Here is a 23,859-nt window from a genome sequence, read left to right as displayed (position 1 = left end):
TATTGTAAATAAGAATTATTACCTTTTTGGATTCCATCCTCGCTATGCGCAATGACGAGTCGCATATGCGCAGTGACGAAACCTATTGCAGGAGAGAAAAGAGGATCTACACGATCAGCTGAAGGGGTTCAGGAAACGCGCACTTCGCTGGGTGCAACGCCGTAACGACGGCGAAAGGCGGTTGAAAAGTTGGTGGCATGCTGATAACCCGACATCCACGCGGCCTGCTGCACACTATATCCCTGTGCCAGATAGCTGCGCGCCAGCTCAAGGCGACAGTCACGCAGATAGTCGAACACTGACTGACCATAAGCCTGGCGGAATTTCACCCGCAAACTGCTGGAGCTCATGGCCGCAAGCTGCGCCAGCGCATCAAGGGTGTAGGCTTTTTCCGGCTCTTGCTCGAGCAGGCGGCGCACGTTTTCCAGCCGGTGCTGCTCACTGTACGTTGCGACGCTACGCTTTTCACTGCCCTGCATGCGGCAAGACAACGCCTGTCCCAGCAGTTGCAACATCAGCCCTTCCATCATCAACTGACGTGACAGGCCAGGCCCGGCGCTCTGCTGCGCAGCGTGCAGCCCCGAAAGTAAAAACGCCGGAACCTGCCATAAGAAGGTCGGCGCGCCGCCCGCTTCCCATTGTTGCAACAACGCCATCAGCAACGGTGACTGCAAGCAACGGGCGGGATCGACACCCAGCGACAGCGTACGCAAATGGTAATCCGCCAGATGACTGGCATTCATCACCTGATGCTCGCTGAGGCGCGAGGTAAACGCCATGCCAGCGCGCACCACAAATTCCTGCCCGTTAAGACGCAGCATCACACAGCCTTCCAGCACCACCAGCATATAGAGCGGGCAACTGTGCAGCGATGTGGTTTCATAAGGTTGAAGAACGCGAATATCGGAACGGGTCAGATTGAGGCCAGAAGAGAGGGTCATCTCTTCCACGTCCCCGCGGATCACCATCCGCTGCGCTTTAGTAAAAGCACTGTCGCCGGACAACGCCGGGAAGCGATAATCGATGCCATAGCGTTCGCCAAACCCGATAAAGTCTTCAACCGAAAAGTGTGTTTTTTGCATAGCCGGCAGCCGTCGCGATCCTGTCGCCTTCCTTGTCCCGGGCGGGACGAAATGGCTTACACCTTACCATTGGCACCGAAGCGCTTCAATAATATTGAGAATTATTCTCACATACAAATCGCAGGATTTTAATACGCTCAGCCGGTAGCCAGCGAGGTCAGGATCTGCTGGCGCAACCATTTGTGCCCTGGATCGCGGTGCAGCCGTTCATGCCACAGCATCAGCATGTCGAAGCCCGCCAGCTCAACTGGCGGTTCAACCACGCTTAATGCGTCGGACGTCGCCACCAGCCGTTCCGGCAACACCGCCACCAGATCGGTTCGCGCCAGTGCGTCCAGCATAAACAGGAAATGCGGCACTGACAGCACTACATTGCGCGTCAGTCCGCGCTGCGCCAGCGCCAGATCGGTTGCCGCGCGAAACCCGCCGCCCTCCGGCGACACAATCACATGTTCGAGCGAGCAAAACTGCTCAAGCGTGGGCCGACGCTGTAGCGCCGGATGGTTTACGCGCCCCGCCAGGACATAGCGTTCGGTAAACAGCCATCGCTGGTGTAAAGCGGGTGGCGAACCATCGCGCAGATGGAAAAAGAGATCAATATCCCCCTGCTCCGCCTGGCGCTGGATCTGTCCGGGACTGAGTTCAAAGATAGCCAGACGGCTGGCCGGTGCAGCGGCGCGCAGCCTGGCAAGCAACGGCAGCAGCACTGCCGTTTCAGTGTAATCCGTGGCCGCCACGCGCCAGGTCACCTGCGCCTGAGCGGGGTCGAACTCACTGACCGGAGAAACAGCGCGTTGCAATGCATCCAGCGCCTGGCGTAGCGGCTCACGCAGACCATCGGCTCTGGCCGTGGGTTGCATGCCGCGCGGTCCAGGTAGCAGCAACGGATCGTCAAAAATCTCCCTTAGTCGCGCAAGCTGTACGCTGACAGAGGGCTGAGAGAGATTCAAACGCTGTGCCGCACGCGTGACATTATGCTCGCTGAGCAGCACATCCAGCGTCAGCAACAGGTTGAGATCCAGCCGATGAAGATTAACCATAACTATACCTGTGATAACAGCAATTAATTTCTACTATATCGCCGCCTCACCTACCCTGCAGCTTCAATCTTATTGCCGGGAGTTGTTATGAACGTACTGATTGTTTATGCCCATCCGCAGCCCCATTCCCTGAATGGGGCACTGAAAGAGTTTGCCGTACAGCATCTGGAGAGTGCGGGTCACAGCGTGGAGGTCTCTGACCTGTATGCCATGCAATGGAAGTCTCAGCTAGACGAAAACGACAGCAGCAGTGCCCCGATTGGCGACGTGTTTCACCCGTCTCTCGATTCAAAACACGCCTTTGAACAGGGTACACAGTCAGAGGACATCGCCGCTGAGCAGGCGAAATTACAACGCGCCGATGCGGTGATTTTTCAGTTCCCGCTGTGGTGGTTCTCCATGCCCGCCATTATGAAAGGGTGGGTGGATCGCGTTTATGCCTGTGGTTTTGCCTACGGTGTGGGTGAACACAGCGACAGCCATTGGGGGGATCGCTACGGCGAAGGTCGCCTTGCGGGTAAGCGCGCAATGTTGCTGGTGACCACCGGCGGCTGGGCGTCGCATTACAGCCCGCGCGGCATCAATGGTCCGATCAACGATATCCTGTTTCCGATCCAGCATGGCATCTTGTTTTACCCCGGCTTCACGGTGCTGCCACCGCTGGTGATTTACCACAGCAGCCGCATTGATGAAGCGCGCTATGCCGCACACTGTGCCGAACTGGCTGAACGCCTGGATACGCTGTGGCAAACACCACCGCTGCCATTTCGCCAGCAAAACGGCGGCGATTACGACATCCCAGCGTTAACCCTGCGGGAAGACATTCTGCCGGGCGAGCAAGGTCTGGCTATTCATCAACATAGCAAAGCGTGACATCCCTAATTAAACTGGCGTAATAACCTTGCGCCGGTTTAATTAATTTGCAACAACTCACAATGCCTTCAAATTAACTCCACAGCATTTCGCTATTATTTTCCTGCGCAATTTTCCATACTTCTTCATTATTTCTTCATAATGTCATCTTTTGTAAATTGCCATTATTTGTACAGAAAATACTTACTCGTAAAACATAAATTCGTTTACTCTATTTACTGATGAGAACGATCATTCTCAAACCGAATTCACGAGGATCCGACATGCAGCCGAAAACATCGCAGGAACAGCGCCATCAGCAGCGCAAAGATGAGATCATTGCCGCTGCCCGCAGGCGTTTTCGCGCCAGCGGTTTTCATGCCGCCAGCATGTCGCAAATCGCGCTCGAAGCGCAACTTAGCGTAGGGCAGATCTACCGTTACTTCGCAAGTAAGGACGCGATCATTGAAGAGATGATCCGCCGCATCATCGACTACCGCATTGCGGAGATGGAAAACAAGACCGAGACCAGTCACCTGCCAGAAGCGCTGGCCTGGCGCCACTCTTTGAGCCCGGATGATGATGCGCTGATGCTGGAGATGGCCGCAGAAGCGACCCGCAATCCACAGGTTCAGGCCATGATGATCGAAGCCGACGCACGGATGTTTGAAAACGCCTGCAATTATATGCAAAGCCGACACCCGCACCTGAGCGCGGAGCGTATCCGTTGTTGCGTGGAATTACTGGCGGCACTGATGGAAGGCACCACCTTGCGCCGTTTAACCCCGCAAAAATGCGACCCAACGCAATTACAATTGTTGTATCAGGAAATCACCACGATGCTTTTTGCAGACAAATAAATAATTCAAAAAATAAGGGAATATAAACCTTAACCTACATATTGCTATATCCAATATATAGCACATCCGCCTGCGCCTTATCCTGTTTAAAAAAACGGGCAGGCTTCGCTCATGCCAGGAAAAAGAGAAATGAAGTTAATAAAAACAACGTTAGTGGCCGCCCTCGCCCTTGTTGGTTGCGATAATGCCACCCCGCCTGCACAACAACCGGTCCAGGAAGTCGGCGTAGTGACGTTAAAAAGCCAGCCGCTCGCGATCGCCAGCCAGTTGACTGGCCGCACATCTGCCTTGTTGTCCGCTGAAGTCCGCCCGCAGGTTGGCGGCATTATCCAGAAACGCCTGTTTACGGAAGGCGATACGGTAAAGGCCGGGCAGGCACTTTACCAGATCGATCCTTCCAGCTACCGCGCGGCGTTTGATGAGGCCGACGCTGCGCTGAAGCAAGCGCAAGCGCTGGTAACGTCTGACTGCCAGAAAGCGACCCGTTATGCGCAATTGGTGAAAGAGGATGGTGTTTCACGCCAGGATGCCGACGATGCGCAATCCACCTGCGCACAGGATCGCGCCAGCGTGGCCTCGAAAAAAGCCGCACTGGAAACCGCACGCATCAATCTGAACTGGACTACCGTCACCTCACCGATTGCCGGACGTATTGGTATCTCTTCCGTGACGCCTGGTGCGCTGGTAACGGCGGAGCAAACCACGGCACTGGCAACCGTGCGCGGGCTGGACAGCATGTACGTCGATCTCACCCGCTCAAGCGTTGATCTTCTGCGTTTGCGCCGACAAGCGCTCGCCAGCGACAGCAATACCCTGAGCGTCACGTTAACGCTGGAAGATGGCAGCACCTACAGTGAAAAAGGGCGTTTAGCGCTGACCGAAGTCGCCGTTGATGAAGCGACCGGTTCCGTCACCCTGCGCGCTGTGTTCCCGAACCCGCATCATCAACTGCTGCCGGGGATGTTTGTTCGCGCTCGCGTGGAAGAAGGGGTGATGAACAACGCGATCCTCGCGCCACAGCAAGGGGTCACTCGCGACGCCAAAGGCAACGCCACCGCACTGGTGGTCAATGCACAGAACAAAGTGGAACAACGCACCCTCGAAACCCGCGACACCTATGGCAATAAATGGCTGGTGGTGAGCGGCCTGCAAAGCGGTGACAAGCTGATCGTGGAAGGCACCGATAAAGTTGCCGCCGGCTCAACGGTAAAAACCGTTGAGGTCCAGGAAGCGAACGGAGGAAAAGCCTGATGTTCTCCAGCTTCTTTGTGCGTCGCCCGGTTTTTGCCTGGGTGATCGCCATTCTGATCATGATGGCCGGTATTCTGGCGATCCGCACGCTGCCCGTAGCGCAGTATCCGGATGTTGCGCCGCCAGCAATCAAAATCAGCGCCACCTATACCGGTGCGTCGGCGCAGACGCTGGAAAACAGCGTCACGCAGGTGATCGAGCAGCAACTCACCGGGCTGGATAACCTGCTCTACTTCTCCTCAACCAGCAGTTCGGATGGCGAAGTGGATATCACCGTTACCTTTGAGCAGGGAACCGACCCGGATACCGCCCAGGTTCAGGTGCAAAACAAAGTGCAGCAGGCGGAATCCCGTTTGCCGACCGAAGTGACCCAGTCCGGAGTGACGGTCGTGAAATCCCAGAGCAACTTCCTGTTGATCATGGGGTTGTACGATAAAACCGATCGTGCTACCAGTTCCGACATTGCCGACTGGCTGGTCAGTAACATGCAGGATCCGCTGGCCCGCGTGAACGGCGTCGGTAGCCTGCAGGTGTTCGGCGCGGAATACGCGATGCGCATCTGGATGGATCCGAACAAACTGGCCTCCTACTCGCTGATGCCGTCGGATGTACAGTCCGCCATTGAAGCGCAGAACGTACAGGTCTCCGCCGGTAAAATTGGTGCACTGCCATCGTCCAGCAGTCAGCAGTTAACCGCCACCGTACGCGCCCAGTCTCGCCTGCAAACGGTGGCGCAGTTCCAGAACATCATCATCAAGAGTGAAAGCAGCGGTGCGGTAGTGCGCGTGAAAGATGTCGCCCGCGTCGAAATGGGCAGTGAAGACTACAACGCCATTGCCAAACTGAACGGCCACCCTGCGGCCGGTCTGGCGGTGATGCTGGCGCCGGGCGCTAACGCGCTGGATACCGCCACGCGGGTCAAGGACAAAATCGCCGAGTATCGCCATAGCATGCCGCAGGGTTATGACGTGGCGTACCCGAAAGACAGCACGGAATTCATCAAAATCTCCGTCGAAGACGTGGTTAAAACGCTGATCGAAGCCATCGTGCTGGTGGTCTGCGTGATGTACCTGTTTCTGCAAAATATCCGCGCTACGCTGATTCCGGCGCTGGCGGTGCCGGTGGTGCTGCTGGGTACGTTTGGCGTGCTGGCGCTGTTTGGTTACTCCATTAACACCCTGACGCTTTTCGCCATGGTGCTGGCGATAGGGCTCCTGGTGGATGACGCCATCGTGGTGGTGGAAAACGTCGAGCGCATTATGCGCGATGAAGGCCTGCCAGCCCGCGAAGCAACCATCAAATCGATGGGTGAAATCTCCGGCGCGCTGATTGCGATTGCGCTGGTGCTCTCCGCTGTATTCTTGCCGATGGCTTTCTTTGGCGGCTCGACCGGGGTGATTTACCGTCAGTTCTCCGTCACCATCATCTCGGCGATGGCGCTGTCAGTGGTGGTGGCACTGACGCTGACACCCGCGCTGTGCGGCGCAGTGATGCAACACAGCGTACCGCATAAAAAAGGTTTCTTTGGCGGCTTCAACCGCTTCTACAACCATACCGAACACCAATACCAGCACGGTGTTATGCACGTTTTGCGCCGCGCGGTGACGGTCATTGGCACTTACGCGGTGCTCTGCGCAGCAATGGCGTTTGTCATGTGGCGACTGCCCGGCAGCTTCCTGCCCACGGAAGATCAGGGCGAAATCATGGTGCAGTTCACTCTGCCAGCGGGCGCGACGGCAAACCGCACTGAAGAGGTCGCCAGCCAGGTCACCGACTGGTTCCTGAATAAAGAGAAAGCCAACACCGAAGCGATCTTTACCGTTACCGGCTTTAGCTTCAGCGGTAGCGGGCAGAACGCCGGGATGGCCTTCGTCTCGTTGAAAAACTGGTCCCAGCGCGCGGGATCGGAAAACACCGCACAGGCCATTGCGTTACGCGCCAGCCGCGAATTGAGCAGCATCCGCGATGCCAGCATCTTCGCCATGACGCCGCCATCTGTGGATGGTCTGGGTCAAAGTAACGGTTTCACCTTTGAACTGCTGGCCAGCGGCGGTACCGATCGTGACCAGTTGCTGAAGTACCGTAACCAGTTGCTGGGCAGCGCGAACCAGAGCGTGGAACTGCACGCCGTGCGCGCTAATGACCTGCCGCAAATGCCGCAGTTGCAGGTGGATATCGACAGCAATAAAGCCGTGGCATTGGGCCTGTCGCTGAGCGATGTCAGCGATACGCTCTCCAGCGCCTGGGGCGGCACCTACGTGAATGACTTTACTGACCGTGGCCGTGTGAAAAAGGTCTATATCCAGGGCGACAGCGACTCGCGCTCCGCACCGTCCGATCTCAATAAATGGTATGTCCGCGGCAGCAACAATGACATGACGCCGTTCTCTGCTTTCGCCACCACGCACTGGGAGTTCGGCCCGGAAAGGCTGGTGCGTTACAACGGTTCAGCGGCCTATGAGATCCAGGGCGAAAACGCTACCGGCTTCAGCTCCGGCGTGGCGATGACCAAAATGGAAAACCTGGCCGACAGCTTGCCCGCGGGGACAACCTGGGCATGGAGCGGTCTTTCATTGCAGGAAAAACTCGCCAGTGGCCAGGCCATGAGCCTGTACGCCATCTCGATTATGGTGGTCTTCCTCTGCCTGGCGGCGCTGTATGAAAGCTGGTCAGTGCCGATTTCGGTGATTCTGGTGATCCCGCTGGGTGTGCTGGGTGCTGCGCTTGCCGCGTGGATGCGCGGACTGAGTAACGACGTGTACTTCCAGGTGGCACTGCTGACCACCATCGGCCTGTCGTCAAAAAACGCCATCCTGATTGTGGAGTTCGCCGAAGCGGCGGTGCAGCAAGGCAGTTCCTTGTCACGCGCTGCACTGCGCGCCGCACGTACACGTCTGCGCCCGATCATGATGACCTCACTGGCGTTTATCGCCGGGGTGATGCCGCTGGCAGTGGCGACGGGCGCCGGAGCAAACAGTCGCGTCGCCATCGGCACCGGCATTATCGGCGGGACGTTAACGGCAACGCTGCTGGCCATCTTCTTTGTTCCTCTGTTCTTTGTACTGGTGAAAAAATTGTTCGCCGGTAAACGCGCACGTCAGGAGTAATTATGTTGCGTATCAGTGTTCTTTTTCTGGCCCTGTTGAGCGCCGGTTGCGTCTCGTTAGACCCGACCTATGAGCGCCCGCAGGCACCGATCCCCGCGACGCTACCGGGGACCAGCGGCCAGGCGCAAGCCGTGGCCACCGACTGGCAGCAAATTGTTAACGATAAGCGCCTGAAACAGGTGGTCAGCGACTCGCTGACCAAAAACCGCGATGTGCAAAAAGCGATTGCGGATATTGATGCAGCCCGCGCCCTGTATGCGGAAGACCGCTCAGCATTGTTCCCGACGGTCAATGCCGAGCTGAGCAATACCCGCAGCCGGACTGTTGCCAGCGGCCTGACCAATAGCGCCGAAGCGGATGGCGCGGTGTCCAGTTTTGAGCTGGACCTGTTCGGCCGTAACCAGAGTCTGACCCGTGCTGAGCGTGAAACCTGGCTTGCCAGTGAATATACCGCGCAGAACACCCGTCTCAGTCTGGTGGCGGAAATCACCACCGCCTGGATAACCCTGGCGGCGGATAACAGTAATCTTGCGCTGGCCAAACAGACAATGGAAAGTGCGCAAAACTCGCTGAATATCGTCAAACGAAAACAGCAGGTTGGCGTAGCAGCGGCGAGCGATATTGCCGATGCCATGGCGGTATTCCAACAGGCGCGCGCCAGCGTCGCCAGTTATCAGACGCAAGTGGTGCAGGATAAAAACGCCCTCAATCTGCTGGCAGGTGACACCGTGGCAGATTCACTGCTGCCGGGAACGCTGGAAAGCCTGGCGGATAACAGCATCACCCTGACACCCGCGGGCGTCTCGTCTTCCGTTCTGCTACGCCGCCCGGATATTCAGGAAGCGGAACACAATCTGCTGAGCGCCAATGCCAATATTGGCGCTGCTCGGGCAAACTTCTTCCCGACCATCTCACTGACCGCCAGCGCTGGCGTGGGCAGTGACTCGCTCTCCTCCCTGTTTAGCCACGGCATGAAGGTATGGTCATTTGCGCCGTCCATCTCCCTGCCGCTGTTTACCGGCGGCAAAAATACGGCAGAGCTGCGCTATGCGGAAGCGGAGAAGAAAGGGTTGATCGCCACTTACGAGAAAACCATTCAGAGCGCGTTTAAAGATGTTGCCGATGCGCTGGCCCGTCGTGAAACGCTGAATGAACAGCTTGATGCGCAGCGCCAGTACACAGCGGCAGAGCAGAAATCGCTGGATATCGCCCGGCGTCAGTACACTGCCGGCACCGGCGATTACCTGTCCGTGCTGACCGCACAGCGCGCATTGTGGACGGCGCAGGCGTCACTGATTTCATTGCAGCAAACCGATCTGGAAAACCGTGTGACCCTCTGGCAATCACTGGGCGGCGGCGTGCGTTAATGGTTTTGCGCCGGGTTTTTCCGGCGCACTCTTTTCGGAGTTTGTTATGTCACGGATATCCCCTGCGTATGCCATCGTACTCGGCATGCTGACGGCCATCGGCCCCATTTGCACCGACCTCTATCTGCCCGCCCTGCCGGATATTACCCGGCAAATGGACACCACCAACACCTTAACCCAACTCTCACTGACGGCGTCATTGATTGGACTGGGCCTTGGGCAGCTCTTTTTCGGCCCGCTAAGTGACAGGATGGGGCGCAAGCGCCCGCTGTTGCTGTCGCTGCTGCTGTTTATCGTGTCGTCGGTACTGTGCGCCAGCACACAGGCTATACACGGATTGATTTTCTGGCGCTTTGTTCAGGGGATTGCGGGCGCGGGCGGCTCCGTCCTCTCCCGCGCCATTGCACGTGATAAGTATCAAGGCACGCAGCTGACGCAGTTTTTCGCCCTGCTGATGACCATTACCGGCATCGCCCCTATTGTCTCTCCCATACTCGGCGGGTATATCACGTCGTTGCTGCACTGGCGCGCGCTGTTCTGGACCATGGCGATCATCGGCGTGGTACTGGTGCTCTGCGCCACACTGCTGCTAACGGAGACCTTGCAGGAGAGAAGCCACAGTGAAAGTTTGCTGATAACGTCGCTCATCGTGCTGAAAAACAGGCAGTTTTCCACCTTCTGCTTTATACAGGCGTTTATGCTGTCCGGGTTGTTCTCGTATATCGGTTCCTCGTCGTTTGTCCTGCAAAACGAATACGGTCTGACGCCAATCCAGTTCAGCCTGGTGTTTGGCATTAACGGCGTGGGGATGATTCTTTCCGCGTTGATTTTCGCCCGTTTGGCGCGGCATATCAGCGGCGTGACGCTGTTAAAAAACGGTCTGGCGCTGGCGGTGCTGCTGGCGTTGATGACTGCCGTTTTTGCCTGGCTCAATATGGCGGTGCTGGCGCTGGTGGGGCTGTTTTTCACCGTTGCGGTCAATAGCGGTATTTCGACCATTGCCGGTTCGGCGGCGATGAACAGCGTCGATGCTCGCCATTCAGGTACCGCCTCGGCGCTGCTGGGGATGTTGATGTTTGTTTTTGGCGGCATCGCCACACCGCTTTCCGGGCTCGGTGGTGAAGCAATGTGGAAAATGAGTATCGCCATTGTGCTGGCTTACAGCGCTGCAATGGTGATCCATATTGGCGGGCGGCAGCGTAGCCAGAGACAATGATAAATTGGTGGCAAATCCATGGTCTCAAGAGTGTTGAACGGCGAGCGACAGCTCAACATCAATCACATCAAGAAATTAGCTACACGTTTTGGCCTGTCGCCGCTGATGTGTATTTCCTGTACCTAGCCCTTCTTTCCACCCGGTTTTAACCCACGGTGAAACTCATTAATGCGTTTCACCGTTTTAATGGCCCGTTGTGAGGTGGCGGACGCCACCGACAGGATGATCATCTCCAGGCACAGCAATACCGTGCCGTGCAGCGGAATTTTGCCCTTCTCGCCGCCACGCGGCACGTGGATCACCACATCCGCCTCCTGGCTAAAGCGCGAATCCACAGCATTGGTCAGTAAAATAACCGGAATGCCCAGCCGCCGCGTCTCTTTCAGGGTGGTTAACCCTTCGCGATGCGCCGATTTCTGCGCCATCATGATCATCACATCACCGCGTTGCAGGTTGATGAGCTGCTCCGACAAGGCGATCCCCGTCCGGTTAAGCGGCGTGGCAGGCAGCCCGATACGGCTGAACAACCGGGCGCTATATTCCGCCAGAATGCCCGATGCGCCGATACCGAAAATCGCCACCTGACGCGCCTCAACCAGTAAGGCGACAGCCTGAGCAATGGCGTAGCGGTTATCCGGCGCGGAGAGGATGTCACAGGTGTGTTGATGCCCTTCCAGCACAAAATCGATCCCGGAATTCACATCACAGGAGAGCGCATTTACCGTGGTGGTCATCTTCTCGGCGGATGAGATAGCCGGGCCAAACCAGTGCTCCAGCGTCTGCTTTAAATCCCGCAGCCCGGCAAAACCCAGCGCCTGAATCGCGCGTACCACCGTCGCATCGGAGGTCTGCGTCGCCGCCGCGATTTCAATGGCGGTATGCTCCAGCACCCCTTCCCGGTTTTCATTGATATAACGCGCGACGGCCTGCAAGCGCGGCGACAGCGTATGCGCCCGCGCCCGAAAGCGCTCACCGTAGACATCCACGCGGCCTTTTGCTTTTTTGGTGTTCAGCATGCTGGTTGCCCTTATTTCGTCACTGGCAGTGGCCGCCCGGCAATCTGCGACTGCACCTGCGCCACCATCAGGCTTAGCGAGGCAAAGGAGTTGGAGATCGCCTCTTCACGCGAGATCAGCACATAGCGGCCGCTACGGCAGGCATGAAGAAAATCGCACCAGCCCGGCATCACGGCATCCATCGCCGCAATCTCATCTTGCGGTTTACCGCCGGTATCTCCGCGCCAGGTGGCAAACACAAAATCCGCGTCCAGCTCCGGCAGGCGCTCCGCACTGACGTCAATGCGACCGCCATCAGGGATGCTATCGATCAGCGGCGGGAAACGGAAACCGGCATCGCGCAATACGCGTCCCAGAGAGTGGTAACTGTGCATGGCATTGATTTTGCCGTTATTCGCCTGGATAACCGACACGGTAATATTACGGGTATCGATGGTTTGTTTCAGCGCCGCGATCTGCGCCTGGTAACGACGCTCAAGGATCGCCAGCCTGGCCTGCGTGCCGGTCAGTTGTGCCAGTTTGCGGTAAATCTGCGGCGCGCCGCCTTCAAGATGATCGATGCTCACCGTCGGGGCAATTTTCTCCAGTTGCTCGACCGGCGTATTACGGCTGGGTTCGGTAATGATCAAATCCGGCTTCGCCGCAGCAACCGCTTCAATATCAATATCCGTCGAGCCGATAAATTTTATGTCAGCGTTATCAAAGTCGACGCCGGTCAACATGGCACTGGAGCGCAGCGTATGCGTTCCGTCCGGCCGCGTACGCCCGTGACTGGCCACCGGCGGGACACCCAGTTCGATCAGCGGGATGGTGATGTCGAGATCGTGCAAAGAAACAATCCGCGTTGGGTGCAGTGGCACGGTAACCACACGGCCCAGATCGTCGGTAAAAGCCTGCGAGGGTTGTGCGGCGCTGACGCTTAACCCTACCAGCAGCAAAAGTGAAAAAAGTACGCGCATACGGCTCCTCAGGATCTATAAACGATCCCGCCGCTGCCACAGCAGCAACAGGAAAAATGGTCCGCCGACCAGTGAAATCACAATCCCGGCGGGAATTTGCAATGGCGCAAAAGCCAGCCGACCGAGCAAATCCGCCAGCAACACCAGCAACCCGCCCAGCATCGCGCTGCCCCACAGCAACGCGCGCTGGCCGCCGCGTAGCAGAAAACGCGCCATATGCGGGGCAATCAGGCCGACAAATCCCATACTGCCGACGCAAGAAACCGTGGCAGCGGTCAGCAACACCGGGGCAGTAATGCGTAGCAATTCAAGTCGCGCCAGGCGGACGCCAAGACCGGTTGCCGCCTGCTTTCCCAGCAACGCCACATCAGCGCCGCGCGCCGTTAACAGCAGGATCACTATTGCAGGTAGCGCCCAGCACAACGCGACCACCAGCAGCGGCCAGGTGGCGGCATGCAGACTTCCCGCCAGCCACATCATCGCGGTTTGCACATCGCGCACATCGGCGGTGGTCATAAACACGCCGATACCGGCAGCAAAGGTCCAGGAGACGCCAATCCCCAGCAAGACAAAACGCGGGCGCGAGACATCCCTCGCCAGTCCCATAACCAGTCCTGCCGCCAGCAGACCGCCCGCCATACCCGCCAGCGGACGCCACACCAACCCCACCGCTGGGAACGCAAGCACCAGCGTTAATACCACCACGCTGGCCCCCTCTTTCACGCCAATCAGCCCCGGATCCGCCAGTCCGTTGCGGGTTATCGACTGCATCGCTGCCCCTGCCATACCCAGCATCGCGCCGCACAACAGCGCCATCAGCACCCGAGGCAAACGAATATCCCACACCACATACTGCTGCTCTGCGCTAAGCGTTGCAGAGTAAAACAGCGCGCGACCTATTGCCGATGCCGGCACGGGCAACGAACCTTGCGTGACACCACAGAGCAGCAGCACCAGCGCCAGAACACCAAGCCCGGCAAGCCAACGCAGCGCGTGTGGGCGTAACAAACGGGAAAAACCGCCGATACGCACACCATACAACCCGGTGTGGTGAAGCCTTCCCTTCATTTAAAAAACCTCGCCGCCAGCACAATAAACAGCGGCGCACCGACCAACGCGGTCATCACGCCAGTCGCCAGTTCCTGCGGTGACAGCAACATCCGGGCAGCGATATCCGCCAGTAATAACAGTAACGCGCCCCCCAGCGCCGACAGCGGCACCACGGCGCGCAAATCGTCCCCGGCAAACCGACGCACCATATGAGGCACCACCAGACCGATAAAACCGATGGGACCGGCTACCGACACCGCCGCACCGCACAGCAGCGCAATAGCCAGCAGCGACAGCACGCGGGTGCGCACCAGCGACACCCCCAGGCCACGCGCCATGCTATCGCCCAGCGCCAGCATATTCAGCGATGGCGACAGCCAGAGAGCCAACACAAACCCGGCCAGCGCAGCAAAAGCTGCAGGCTGAATCAACGCCCAGTTCAACCCGGCGAGATCCCCCGCCAGCCAGGTGCGCATGCTCAACAACGTCTGTTCATCAAAGATCAGGATCGCCGCAGTTATGGAGGAGGCAAACGTTGACAGCGCCACGCCGCAGAGCGTCACTTTCATCGGCGTAAACCCCGCACGCCCCGCCGCAGAGAGAGCCATCACCAGCGAGAAGAGCGCCGCGGCACCGCCTGCGGCAATCAGCGGGCGGCTGAAAGAGGAATCCCCAAGACTGACGCCCAGCGCAGTGGTCGCCACCACGGCCAGCGCCGCGCCAGCATTGAGGCCAAGGATATGCGGTTCGCCCAATGGGTTGCGGATCACTGACTGCAACAGCGCCCCGGCGACACCCAGCGCCGCGCCGGTAAACAGTGCTGCCACCAGACGCAACAAGCGCAGACTGACGATCACGCGATGATCGAAATTACGGGCATCAAAATCCACCAGCGCCCGGATAACCGCAGGCGGCGCTATATAACGCGCCCCCAGCCCCAAATGCGCAATACCCGCCGCCAGCAACAGCAGCAGTAACACGACAAACGTCATCCCCGTACGCCCGGCACGGCGGCGGGCGACAAGCGGCACAGCGCTCACGCGCCGTCTCCATAAGGTTTGCGGAAAGGCATAAAGAAGGGTTTTCCGGTTAGCGGGTTCAGCGACATCTGCACGTCAACGTCGAAGACGTTTTTGATCAGCTCTGGCGTGCAGGGATCCCCTTCGTGGAGCACGCCCTGTAAGCGCCCCTGTTTGAGGAACACCAACGTGTCGGCGTAGTTCACTGCAAAATTAAGATCATGCAATACCACCACGACTGTCCGGTGATGATGGCGCGTCAGTGAATGCAGCAGTTCGAGGATCTCTACCTGGTAGCGCAGATCGAGAAAGGTGGTGGGTTCATCCAGCAGGATCACCGGCGTTTGCTGCGCCAGCGCCATCGCGATCCAGCAGCGCTGACGTTGCCCGCCGGAGAGGCTGTCGACGGGTTGATGGGCAAACCCGGCGGTCCCGGTAAGATTGAGCGCTTCCTGCACTGCCAGCTCATCGTCTTCCGACCACTGGCGCATAAAGCTCTGCCATGGAAAACGCCCGCGCGACACTAGCTCAAACACGGTCAATCCTTCCGGCACAATTGGCGACTGCGGCAGAATACCTAACTGCCGGGAGACGGCTTTGGTTGGCTGTTGATGAATGGCTTTGCCATCAAGCAGCACGCTGCCGCCAAGCGGTTTCAGCATGCGGGCAATCGTGCCAAGCAGCGTGGATTTGCCCGAACCGTTAGCCCCCACCAGCACGGTCATCTTCCCGGCTGGGAGGGCCAGGCTGATATTGTCGACGATAACCTGTTGGTGATAGCCCGCGGATAACGCGTCCAGTACGATCCCTTGCTCTGCGGTTAGATTTTCCACTGACTGTGGCATGACGCGCGCTACCCTTACAAATAAAAATAAATATCATTCTCTTTTCGATATTGCCGTTTGCCACTGTAGTAGTCAAGCCTGATAAGGAGATAAACCCGCAACGTTTACAGGGCTGTCACTACAACAGAACCCCATCTGACATTTTTAATATTATATTTTTATATTCAATTAGTTACACATTAACAGAGTGGCTTTAAATCGGCTGATCTGGCGCAACGAAGTGCTGTAGCGAAATTCTCACTTTTTCCATTTACTACTACAAAACACCATGATTGAATGATTCTCAATTACATATCCGACGCCGAAGCAGCGGCTAACGGGTAGACAGGTGCAAAAGAGCAATGACTAAAAATACGTTCACTCCTGCATGGCTCGCAGGATCCTTTCGGGAAAGTAGATTACATGGCTGAGTTAACTCGTTGTATTACCGGGCCGAAAGGTCGCGCGCTGTTCTCCGCGATCGTTTTGGGATCGGTCTTCACCCCTTTTACACACGCGGCGACCAAAACCGATCAGACCAGCGACGGCGATACGCTTACGGTGCTGGCAGATGCTTCTTCCGCCGATAAACAGGCGACATCCGGCTACCAACCGCTGAATACCTCCACCGCTACACTAACCTCAATGCCGATGCTGGATATCCCGCAGGTGGTCAACACGGTGAGCGATGAAGTGCTGGAAGACCAACACGCAACCAGCCTCGATGAAGCGCTGTATAACGTCAGTAACGTGGTGCAGACCAACACGCTCGGCGGTACGCAGGATGCGTTTGTCCGCCGGGGATTTGGTGCCAACCGTGACGGCTCCATTATGACCAATGGCCTGCGCACCGTGGTGCCACGCAGCTTTAATGCCGCTACATCGCGTGTGGAAGTGCTGAAAGGCCCGGCTTCCACGCTGTATGGCATCCTCGATCCCGGCGGGCTTATCAATGTTGTCACGAAACGCCCGGAAACTACCTTTGGCGGCACGATCTCCGCCACTTCGTCCAGTTTTGGCGGCGGCACCGGGCAGTTTGACGTCACCGGCCCGATTGACGGAACGCGGCTGGCGTATCGTCTGATTGGCGAGTACCAGAATGAGGATTACTGGCGCAATTTCGGCAAGGAAAAGAGCACCTTTATTGCACCGTCGCTGACCTGGTTTGGTGATAACGCCACCGTCAACGTGATGTATTCACACCGCGATTATCAAACACCGTTTGATCGCGGCACCCTCTTCGATCTCACCACCAAACAGGCAGTGAATGTCGACAGGAAAACCCGTTTTGATGAACCTTTTAACATCACCGATGGCGAATCCGATATCGCGCAATTAAATGCCGAGTACCGCTTCAACAGCGCATGGACCGGGAAAATCGAGTACGGTTACAGCCAGGATAAGTACAGCGATAACCAGTCGCGCGTGATGGCCTACGATGCAAAAACCGGCAACCTGACCCGCCGCGTGGACGCAACCCAGGGCTCAACCCAGCGCATGCACAGCACGCGGGCGGATCTGCAAGGGAATGTGGATATCGGCGGCTTCTACAATGAGATCCTGACGGGGGTATCGTATGAATATTACGATCTGCTGCGTACCGACATGATCCGCTGTAAAAATGTCAAAGATTTCAATATTTACAACCCGACCTACGGCAAGGCCAGCAAGTGTACATCGGTTTCGGCGTCCGACAGCGATCAGACCATTCAACAGGAGAGTTACTCCGCCTATGCACAGGATGCGCTGTACCTGACGGACAAATGGATAGCGGTAGCCGGGATGCGTTATCAGTACTACACGCAGTATGCGGGCAAGGGCCGCCCGTTCAACGTCAACACCGACAGCAGCGACGAGAAATGGACGCCGAAATTCGGTCTGGTGTACAAGCTGACGCCGTCGGTTTCGCTGTTCGGCAACGTGGCGAAAGCGTTTATGCCGCAGTCGTCTATTGCCAGCTATATCGGCGATCTGCCGCCGGAGACATCAACATCTTACGAAGTTGGCGCAAAATTTGATCTGTTCGACGGTGTTACCGCCAATATCACCGCATTTGATATCCATAAGCGCAACGTGCTGTATAGCGAGATCGTGGGTAATGAAACGGTAGCGAAAACCGCCGGTCGCGTACGCTCGCAGGGCGTGGAAATGGATCTGGCCGGTTCGCTGACGCCGAACATGAATGTGATCGCCAGCTACAGCTACACCGCAGCCAAAGTGCTGGAAGACCCGGATTACGCCGGGAAACCGCTGCCGAACGTTCCGCGCCACACCGGTTCATTGTTCCTGACGTACGACATTCATAACGTGTTTGCCGGCAATACGTTGACCTTTGGTGGCGGTGGCCACGGTGTAAGCCGCCGTTCAGCCACCAACGGCGCAGATTACTACCTGCCGGGCTACGTTGTTGCCGATGCGTTTGCCGCTTACAAAATGAAGCTGCAATACCCGGTGACCTTACAGGTTAACCTGAAAAACATCTTCGATAAGACCTACTACACCTCGTCTATCGCCACCAATAATCTGGGTAACCAGATTGGCGCCCCACGCGAAGTGCAATTTACGGTGAAGATGGATTTCTGATATCACCCATGAAGCGTGTCAGAGATTGCCCCGCATGATGCGGGGCTTTTTTTACTATCTATAGACAGCAGCCTCAACAGCGCTATCACCACTCTATCGCGTTAAGAACATCCTCTCCTGTTACCACAGAAATATTACCCTTTGCTTACTACTCTTTCTCGGTACTTGATTTTGAAAATTATCTTGTCAGGATAGGTAACACATCCCACCATTCTGCGATCAGAGGCTATCTCTGAGGGCGGTAGCGTATCTCAAGCAGCGAAAGCGAAAGCCGGACTTCCCCAATTCAAAGATAAACAGTGAATTTTAAATATTATTAAGAGACGACCGATGACAATAAAGTCTATCGAAATAACTAACCTTCTATCCTTTGACTCAATAAAGATCGATCAAATAAAAGACATTAATTGCATCGTTGGCAAGAACAACGCAGGAAAATCCAACCTACTAAAATTAGTTAAATTTTTCTATGACACTCTAGATGGAAAGGAAAGTCTGCCACCTAAACTACATTCGAACTATTCGTACAAAGGGGCGATTACGCTCACCTACGACACCACCAGGATTTATAGAATAGCTAGAAAAAACTCAGGGAATAAATATTTCAATTATATTTTAAGAAAGCTTATCCCGGCTCATATGAGGGGGTTCTTCAGTGCCTCCCGCTACAATAAAAATCCAACTTTTTTTACGTTAACGCTTCATATTTACAGTGATAATTCAATACGTTGGTCTACGAAAGATAAGCAAACGCGAGATTTAATTTTATATCTTTATCCTTTTTTTCATATTGAACCACGGCATATGAATCTTCATGACTGGGACAGTTTATGGGATCTGGTCGCACGACTAAAGTCTTTTAATTTATCAAAGACAAATAACAGCACAGTAATAGAATTTTTCGATAAAGCTATAAACACTGATTCTGAACACTCCTACAAGAAATATATAGAGGAGTTAAACACAATCCTAAAAACGCAGAAAAGCACACAAAAAGAGAAAATACTTTCCTATATCAAAGCGGGTCTTAAAGGGTATAAGTTTGAAATTGAAGAGAACGAACTTATATATCAATCAGATGGCACTAACTCTTTCCACTTTATAAAAACCTTTCTTAATATTCTTATCACAATAGCGAAACGAGAATACATTACCCCCTTTGTCTTTATTGATGAACCAGAATTAGGCCTGCATCCAAAAATGAACGAAATGTTGATTAAGGAAATTTATCGTTCTTACGCTTACAAAGCTATAGCTGGCAAGACTCCCAATCCTAAAATAATCATGTCGACTCATTCGTCGAACATTGTTAAAGAGATCATTAAAAGCTTTCGCGATAAGCAATCTATTTTATTTTTTAGAAAAAACAGACAAAGCACCACTCATATCGACTATCTCAATTCGACATTTAACAATGAAAGTTTCATTAATATCTTTAGCGATAATGAAGCACGCCTGTATTTCAGTAAATTCATTCTATTCGTTGAGGGAGAAACAGAGCAAGAAGTATTCGGTAATGCAAAATTAGCACAGCACTTTCCAAACTTAAATGAAATCGATGTTTATAAAAGTAGCAGCAACATTATTGGTGAAAGGGTCAATCCATCTTACGCAAATAGCTCTATACCCTATTTATTTCTTTTCGATGCCGATAAAGCATGGAAAATAACCGGAACTCCCGGTAACTATACACTTAGCACAGAAAAAAACGGTAACTATTACAGCCTCAAAAAGCCTATCCTTGAAAAGGATTTCAGAAAATATTCTTTAGGTTATAACCCAAAATATATTGAAATAGCAAAAAATATAAAATCGATCATCGATGTTATCGACAGCAAGGTGTCTATAAACGAAACAACACAGCGATTTGTTGATGAGGACATGATAGAGAATTTTCGGTCAGCCATAAAAAAATATCTACTTCTCAAAAATTTCTATATTAATCAAAACACCTTTGAAGGATGTCTTATTAATATAAATTCAGCGTCGCTATTCTATAAATGGCTTGAAAAGGAGCGAGGTGTTAATATTAAAAAAATTAAAAGCCGTGTTAACACTCGAAACAGTTTAGATCAAAGAATGCTGCTCACCTTCTTCAGGGTAATCTTTAATGGCAAAACTGACAGTTTATGGGATTACAGTATTTTCAACCTTGAAGTATATGCGAATGCGATAAAGACTGGATCACCGGTCCCTGAAAAACTGCTGCGTACCAGTCTGAAAGCCAAAAGATTAATGGCCTACATTGAGAAGAATTCAATGAAAAACAAATCATTGAAAAAAACAGACGGCTGGGCAACCAGTTTCATCAATTTTGCTCTCGATTTTATTGAAGCTCAAAGCAAACGACAAAAAAAATCTTTCAATACCATATTCAAATTTTACTTCCCTGAATTTCATGATATTATCCAAAGGCTTCAACCCGATAGTTAACGGGAGATATAAGCTTAGGTGAGTATCTGAGGGCTAGTCCCTCCTGTCTTTTGACATAGCCCACGAGTGACTAGTTAGCATCAGGTGTGATTAGTCGCTGGAAAGCACACCTACGGTGTAACATTGTTCTTTGTATCGGGTTGAAGCACTAATGAAATTAATTAATAATGAAATTTTTATCAGAACCATTCTTAAAGGCAATACAGATTTATTCAATACTTTCGTCCCTACATCCGCTGAATGCCAGATAGGTAAAGAGTTTTGTTGTGTCATTTCAGACTCAACTAATCATAAGGCCATAAACCATGCCTTAACGAAAATTATTTTCTCCCGTATCCCACTGAATAGTTCAGCCTGTGGTTTTGTAAAGAACAAATCCTATCTTGATTTTTTAACACCACATATAAAGAATTATTATTTCTTAAGGTTAGATATCAAAAAGTTCTTTTATAGCATCGATGTTTCCCTTGTAGAAAATCTAGCCAAAAGTTTATTTAGCCAAGATAAAGAAGGGAATAAATTTTCACCTTACAACATTGTCATGGACGCAATAACACATAAAGCATCGGCCAGTTTCCCTATCACGGAACTCAGAAATAAACAGGTTCTTCCCATCGGATATCCATCATCGCCAGTGATTTCAAACATTATCTTCAGGCCAATTGATATTTTAATTCAAAAATATTGTGAAGGGAAAAACATCATCTATACTCGTTATGCGGATGATATGTTATTTTCAGCCAACACCAAAAGGGTACTACATGACAGAAGCTTTCAAACTGAGATAGCCATATTACTGTCCACTATCAATCTCAAGATAAACAAAACAAAGACCATTGCCTGCGAAAACACCATATCACTGAATGGTTATGTCATCCAAAATGAAAGACCTATTTTTAGAAAATCTCCACATCAAAACTATGAACAACCTACAGGACACATTCGCATTTCGAATAAAAAAACAGAGATAATACACAAGATACTGCATTCACTACGAGAAAAAGAAAGCCCTTCAACGATCATGAAAAAACATTTTGGAAAAAGCTACGATAACCATAAATTTATCTACAAAAAAGATTATGCTTTTTTTATCAAATATATTGAAACACAACTACAGAACAAGCTAAAAGGTTACCGTTCTTTTTTAATATCATTAATTCAGCATGATAAAAAAAACTTCTGCATTGCCGATGAACACATTGAAAAATACAGTAAATTAACAAAAGAAATTGAACGTTATATCATTTAGAAAATATTAGCTTACTACTCTCATCTCCATATTATTGCCCGATGATGCAAGGCTCATCGGGCCTTTTTTTTTCCCCACCTCATCTCCCAATGAACACCTGTTCATTAAACAGTCACCTTTACGCCATCCTTTTGCAGCATTACTTTCACAGACTCTCTGGCTTTCAAAACCCGTAAATTTGCTTTGAAACGCTTATGAGAAAATACTGGCTTCCGTGGTTGATCCTGTCGCCATCGCTGCTGTTCCTGGCGCTGTTCACCTGGTTTCCGCTGCTGCGATCGGTGTATGACAGCCTGTTCGACACCCGTATGGCAAGCGACAACGCCCCCTATGTCGGACTGGGCAATTTCGCCCGTCTGCTGGAAGACACCGTTTTCTGGCAATCCCTGTTCAACAACCTGATTTACATCCTGCTGACTGTTATTCCAGGCGTGACGCTGGCGCTGTTACTGGCGGTGGCATTGTGGGAAAACCACCGCATAAACCGCTGGCTGCGCACCGCTTTCTTCTTCCCGATGATTATCCCGATGGTCAGTGCCGCAGCGTTGTGGCTGTTCATTTTTATGCCCGGCCTCGGCATGCTCGATCACTATCTGGCACAGATTTTTGGCCCGATGAACAACAACTGGCTCGGACGCAGCAACAGTGCGCTATTCGCCCTGGCGCTGATCGGCGTCTGGAAGTTTGCTGGCTACTACATGCTGTTCTTTCTGGCCGGGTTACAAAGCATTCCGGCATCTACCCGGGAAGCGGCAGTGATGGAGGGCGCAACCGCTACGCAAGTGTTCTTCAAGGTCACCCTACCGCTGCTGCGCCCGACCATCAGTTTTGTCATCACCACGGCGCTGATTTACTCCATCACCCAGATCGACCACGTGGCCGTAATGACGCGCGGTGGGCCGGATAACGCTACCACCGTGTTGCTCTATTACATCCAGAACCTCGCCTGGGACACGCACGATCTTGGCAAAGCCTCCGCCGCGACCTTCCTGACGCTGGCGGGCCTGTTCATCTTTTCGCTGGTTAACCTGAAACTGCTTGAGAGAGGAGCACATTATGAGCGTTGAGATTTCACCCGCCATCCCGCGTGCACCGTCCGTGAGTCGTCCTTTGTGGTTGCGTCTGCGCCACTCACGCCCGATCACCCTCGCGGCGTTAATGATCTGCCTCGCACTGCTGTGGATCAGCCCGTTTATCTGGATGCTCTCTTCCGCCTTCAGCGCCACCACCTTTGGCGAGGGGATGGCATCGATTCTGCCTCGCTTGCCGCTGACGCTGGATAACTTCCGCGACGCGTGGGCCAGCGCCAACTGGCTAAGCCTGTACGCCAATACGCTGATTTTCGCCTTCGGCACCTTTGCGGTGCAGCTCATCACCATTACCACCGCCGGATACGTTTTTGCCTGCCATGAATTTCGCGGCAAGCAGACCCTGTTCGTACTGTTCCTGGTGCAGCTGATGATCATGCCGGTGGTGATGATGATCCCCAACATGCTGACGCTGAAAACCTTCGGCCTGCTCAACACCCTGACGGGCGTGATGATGCCCTATTTCGCTTCCGCGTTCGGCGTCTTCCTGATGCGCCAGGCGTTTCTCGCCATCCCGAAAGAGATTGAAGAAGCGGCGCTGATGGAGGGGTGTCGGTGGTGGCAGGTGCTGTTCCGCGTGATGTTGCCCATGTCATGGCCCTCAGTGCTGGCCTTTGCCACCGTCAGCATTACCTACCACTGGAACGAGTATTTATGGCCGCTGATGATGCTCAACGATCCGGACAAACAAGTGCTGACAGTCGGGCTGGTCTCTTTCGCCATGGGTGCCGAGTCCGGCGGTCAGTGGGGCATGATCAGCGCCGGAACGTTAATGGTTTGCCTGCCGCTGATGGTGGCGTTTATTGCTTTTCAAAAACAGTTTCTCCGGAGCTTTGGCTTCTCCGGCATTAAATAAGGAGTGC

General features: G+C 53.6%; 18 protein-coding genes. 11 read left to right on the top strand and 7 right to left on the bottom strand.

Annotated features, from left to right (window positions below):
• Positions 1-128: 128 nt before the first annotated feature.
• Complete coding sequence (locus GA0061071_RS04815) at positions 129-1,082, bottom strand: helix-turn-helix transcriptional regulator (protein WP_061497995.1); 954 nt, start codon at positions 1,080-1,082, stop codon at positions 129-131.
• Positions 1,083-1,219: 137 nt separating this feature from the next.
• Positions 1,220-2,122 carry a LysR family transcriptional regulator gene (locus GA0061071_RS04810; protein WP_088237327.1) on the bottom strand — a complete coding sequence of 301 codons (903 nt, stop codon included), beginning with the start codon at positions 2,120-2,122 and terminating at the stop codon, positions 1,220-1,222.
• Between the two features lie 87 nt (positions 2,123-2,209).
• Here GA0061071_RS04810 and GA0061071_RS04805 point away from each other — a divergent pair, with 87 nt between their 5' ends.
• The 6 genes from GA0061071_RS04805 (at position 2,210) to GA0061071_RS04780 (ending at position 10,775) form a co-directional block, all read left to right on the top strand.
• Positions 2,210-2,995, top strand: coding sequence for an NAD(P)H-dependent oxidoreductase (locus GA0061071_RS04805; protein WP_061497998.1), 786 nt, complete (start codon positions 2,210-2,212; stop codon positions 2,993-2,995).
• Positions 2,996-3,258: 263 nt separating this feature from the next.
• On the top strand, positions 3,259-3,834 hold the full coding sequence (locus GA0061071_RS04800) for a TetR/AcrR family transcriptional regulator (protein ID WP_088237326.1): 576 nt from the start codon (positions 3,259-3,261) through the stop codon (positions 3,832-3,834).
• A 129-nt stretch (positions 3,835-3,963) separates the two neighbouring features.
• On the top strand, positions 3,964-5,085 hold the full coding sequence (locus GA0061071_RS04795; protein ID WP_088237325.1) for an efflux RND transporter periplasmic adaptor subunit: 1,122 nt from the start codon (positions 3,964-3,966) through the stop codon (positions 5,083-5,085).
• Positions 5,085-8,192: an efflux RND transporter permease subunit gene (locus tag GA0061071_RS04790; RefSeq protein WP_088237324.1), complete on the top strand. Its 3,108-nt coding sequence runs from the start codon at positions 5,085-5,087 to the stop codon at positions 8,190-8,192. Before GA0061071_RS04795 ends, GA0061071_RS04790 begins: the two co-directional genes overlap by 1 nt.
• A gap of 2 nt (positions 8,193-8,194) precedes the next feature.
• A complete protein-coding gene (locus GA0061071_RS04785; protein ID WP_088237323.1) occupies positions 8,195-9,559 on the top strand; it encodes an efflux transporter outer membrane subunit in 1,365 nt (454 codons plus the stop codon).
• 46 nt (positions 9,560-9,605) lie between these two features.
• Positions 9,606-10,775 (top strand): multidrug effflux MFS transporter, encoded by a 1,170-nt coding sequence (locus GA0061071_RS04780; protein WP_088237322.1) that lies wholly within the window; start codon positions 9,606-9,608, stop codon positions 10,773-10,775.
• A gap of 122 nt (positions 10,776-10,897) precedes the next feature.
• Here the strand turns inward: GA0061071_RS04780 and GA0061071_RS04770 are convergent, their stop codons facing one another.
• From GA0061071_RS04770 to GA0061071_RS04750, 5 genes are read right to left on the bottom strand one after another with little or no spacing between them, the layout of a single operon-like run.
• Entirely contained in the window at positions 10,898-11,791 is an 894-nt protein-coding gene (locus GA0061071_RS04770; RefSeq protein ID WP_088237321.1) for a MurR/RpiR family transcriptional regulator, read from the bottom strand.
• 11 nt (positions 11,792-11,802) lie between these two features.
• Positions 11,803-12,750, bottom strand: coding sequence for an iron-siderophore ABC transporter substrate-binding protein (locus GA0061071_RS04765; protein WP_061498014.1), 948 nt, complete (start codon positions 12,748-12,750; stop codon positions 11,803-11,805).
• A 15-nt stretch (positions 12,751-12,765) separates the two neighbouring features.
• Positions 12,766-13,818 carry a FecCD family ABC transporter permease gene (locus GA0061071_RS04760; protein ID WP_088237320.1) on the bottom strand — a complete coding sequence of 351 codons (1,053 nt, stop codon included), beginning with the start codon at positions 13,816-13,818 and terminating at the stop codon, positions 12,766-12,768.
• Entirely contained in the window at positions 13,815-14,840 is a 1,026-nt protein-coding gene (locus tag GA0061071_RS04755; protein ID WP_088237319.1) for a FecCD family ABC transporter permease, read from the bottom strand. The genes GA0061071_RS04760 and GA0061071_RS04755 overlap by 4 nt, the downstream gene beginning before the upstream one ends.
• A complete protein-coding gene (locus GA0061071_RS04750) occupies positions 14,837-15,664 on the bottom strand; it encodes an ABC transporter ATP-binding protein (protein WP_088237318.1) in 828 nt (275 codons plus the stop codon). Before GA0061071_RS04750 ends, GA0061071_RS04755 begins: the two co-directional genes overlap by 4 nt.
• A gap of 402 nt (positions 15,665-16,066) precedes the next feature.
• On the opposite strand from GA0061071_RS04750, the gene GA0061071_RS04745 reads away from it, so the two are divergent.
• The 5 genes from GA0061071_RS04745 to GA0061071_RS04725 all read left to right on the top strand — a co-directional run bounded on the left by GA0061071_RS04745 (position 16,067) and on the right by GA0061071_RS04725 (position 23,852).
• Positions 16,067-18,226 (top strand): TonB-dependent siderophore receptor, encoded by a 2,160-nt coding sequence (locus tag GA0061071_RS04745; RefSeq protein ID WP_088237317.1) that lies wholly within the window; start codon positions 16,067-16,069, stop codon positions 18,224-18,226.
• Positions 18,227-18,556: 330 nt separating this feature from the next.
• Positions 18,557-20,659, top strand: a complete 2,103-nt coding sequence (locus GA0061071_RS04740; RefSeq protein ID WP_088237316.1) for a retron Eco8 family effector endonuclease — start codon at positions 18,557-18,559, stop codon at positions 20,657-20,659.
• Between the two features lie 151 nt (positions 20,660-20,810).
• Complete coding sequence (locus GA0061071_RS04735; RefSeq protein ID WP_088237315.1) at positions 20,811-21,908, top strand: reverse transcriptase family protein; 1,098 nt, start codon at positions 20,811-20,813, stop codon at positions 21,906-21,908.
• A gap of 194 nt (positions 21,909-22,102) precedes the next feature.
• Positions 22,103-22,975 carry a carbohydrate ABC transporter permease gene (locus GA0061071_RS04730; protein WP_061498023.1) on the top strand — a complete coding sequence of 291 codons (873 nt, stop codon included), beginning with the start codon at positions 22,103-22,105 and terminating at the stop codon, positions 22,973-22,975.
• The gene (locus GA0061071_RS04725) at positions 22,965-23,852 is read left to right on the top strand and encodes a carbohydrate ABC transporter permease (protein ID WP_061498025.1); all 888 of its coding nucleotides are present in this window, start codon (positions 22,965-22,967) and stop codon (positions 23,850-23,852) included. Before GA0061071_RS04730 ends, GA0061071_RS04725 begins: the two co-directional genes overlap by 11 nt.
• The last annotated feature ends 7 nt before the right edge of the window (positions 23,853-23,859 follow it).

The sequence above is a fragment of the Kosakonia oryzendophytica genome (assembly GCF_900094925.1).
Classification (GTDB): Bacteria; Pseudomonadota; Gammaproteobacteria; order Enterobacterales; family Enterobacteriaceae; genus Kosakonia; species Kosakonia oryzendophytica.
Note: the sequence above shows the minus strand (reverse complement) of the source record. Positions and strands in the feature narration are given on the sequence as shown.

What these genes read in the sequence shown, in the direction of transcription:
- GA0061071_RS04740 (WP_088237316.1), top strand. Translation starts at nt 18,557, where the DNA reads ATGACAATAAAGTCTATCGAAATAACTAACCTTCTATCCTTTGACTCA.
- GA0061071_RS04790 (WP_088237324.1), top strand. Translation starts at nt 5,085, where the DNA reads ATGTTCTCCAGCTTCTTTGTGCGTCGCCCGGTTTTTGCCTGGGTGATC.
- GA0061071_RS04815 (WP_061497995.1), bottom strand. Translation starts at nt 1,082, where the DNA reads ATGCAAAAAACACACTTTTCGGTTGAAGACTTTATCGGGTTTGGCGAA.
- GA0061071_RS04810 (WP_088237327.1), bottom strand. Translation starts at nt 2,122, where the DNA reads ATGGTTAATCTTCATCGGCTGGATCTCAACCTGTTGCTGACGCTGGAT.
- GA0061071_RS04730 (WP_061498023.1), top strand. Translation starts at nt 22,103, where the DNA reads ATGAGAAAATACTGGCTTCCGTGGTTGATCCTGTCGCCATCGCTGCTG.
- GA0061071_RS04765 (WP_061498014.1), bottom strand. Translation starts at nt 12,750, where the DNA reads ATGCGCGTACTTTTTTCACTTTTGCTGCTGGTAGGGTTAAGCGTCAGC.
- GA0061071_RS04770 (WP_088237321.1), bottom strand. Translation starts at nt 11,791, where the DNA reads ATGCTGAACACCAAAAAAGCAAAAGGCCGCGTGGATGTCTACGGTGAG.
- GA0061071_RS04760 (WP_088237320.1), bottom strand. Translation starts at nt 13,818, where the DNA reads ATGAAGGGAAGGCTTCACCACACCGGGTTGTATGGTGTGCGTATCGGC.
- GA0061071_RS04725 (WP_061498025.1), top strand. Translation starts at nt 22,965, where the DNA reads ATGAGCGTTGAGATTTCACCCGCCATCCCGCGTGCACCGTCCGTGAGT.
- GA0061071_RS04745 (WP_088237317.1), top strand. Translation starts at nt 16,067, where the DNA reads ATGGCTGAGTTAACTCGTTGTATTACCGGGCCGAAAGGTCGCGCGCTG.
- GA0061071_RS04735 (WP_088237315.1), top strand. Translation starts at nt 20,811, where the DNA reads ATGAAATTAATTAATAATGAAATTTTTATCAGAACCATTCTTAAAGGC.
- GA0061071_RS04795 (WP_088237325.1), top strand. Translation starts at nt 3,964, where the DNA reads ATGAAGTTAATAAAAACAACGTTAGTGGCCGCCCTCGCCCTTGTTGGT.
- GA0061071_RS04785 (WP_088237323.1), top strand. Translation starts at nt 8,195, where the DNA reads ATGTTGCGTATCAGTGTTCTTTTTCTGGCCCTGTTGAGCGCCGGTTGC.
- GA0061071_RS04800 (WP_088237326.1), top strand. Translation starts at nt 3,259, where the DNA reads ATGCAGCCGAAAACATCGCAGGAACAGCGCCATCAGCAGCGCAAAGAT.
- GA0061071_RS04750 (WP_088237318.1), bottom strand. Translation starts at nt 15,664, where the DNA reads ATGCCACAGTCAGTGGAAAATCTAACCGCAGAGCAAGGGATCGTACTG.
- GA0061071_RS04805 (WP_061497998.1), top strand. Translation starts at nt 2,210, where the DNA reads ATGAACGTACTGATTGTTTATGCCCATCCGCAGCCCCATTCCCTGAAT.
- GA0061071_RS04780 (WP_088237322.1), top strand. Translation starts at nt 9,606, where the DNA reads ATGTCACGGATATCCCCTGCGTATGCCATCGTACTCGGCATGCTGACG.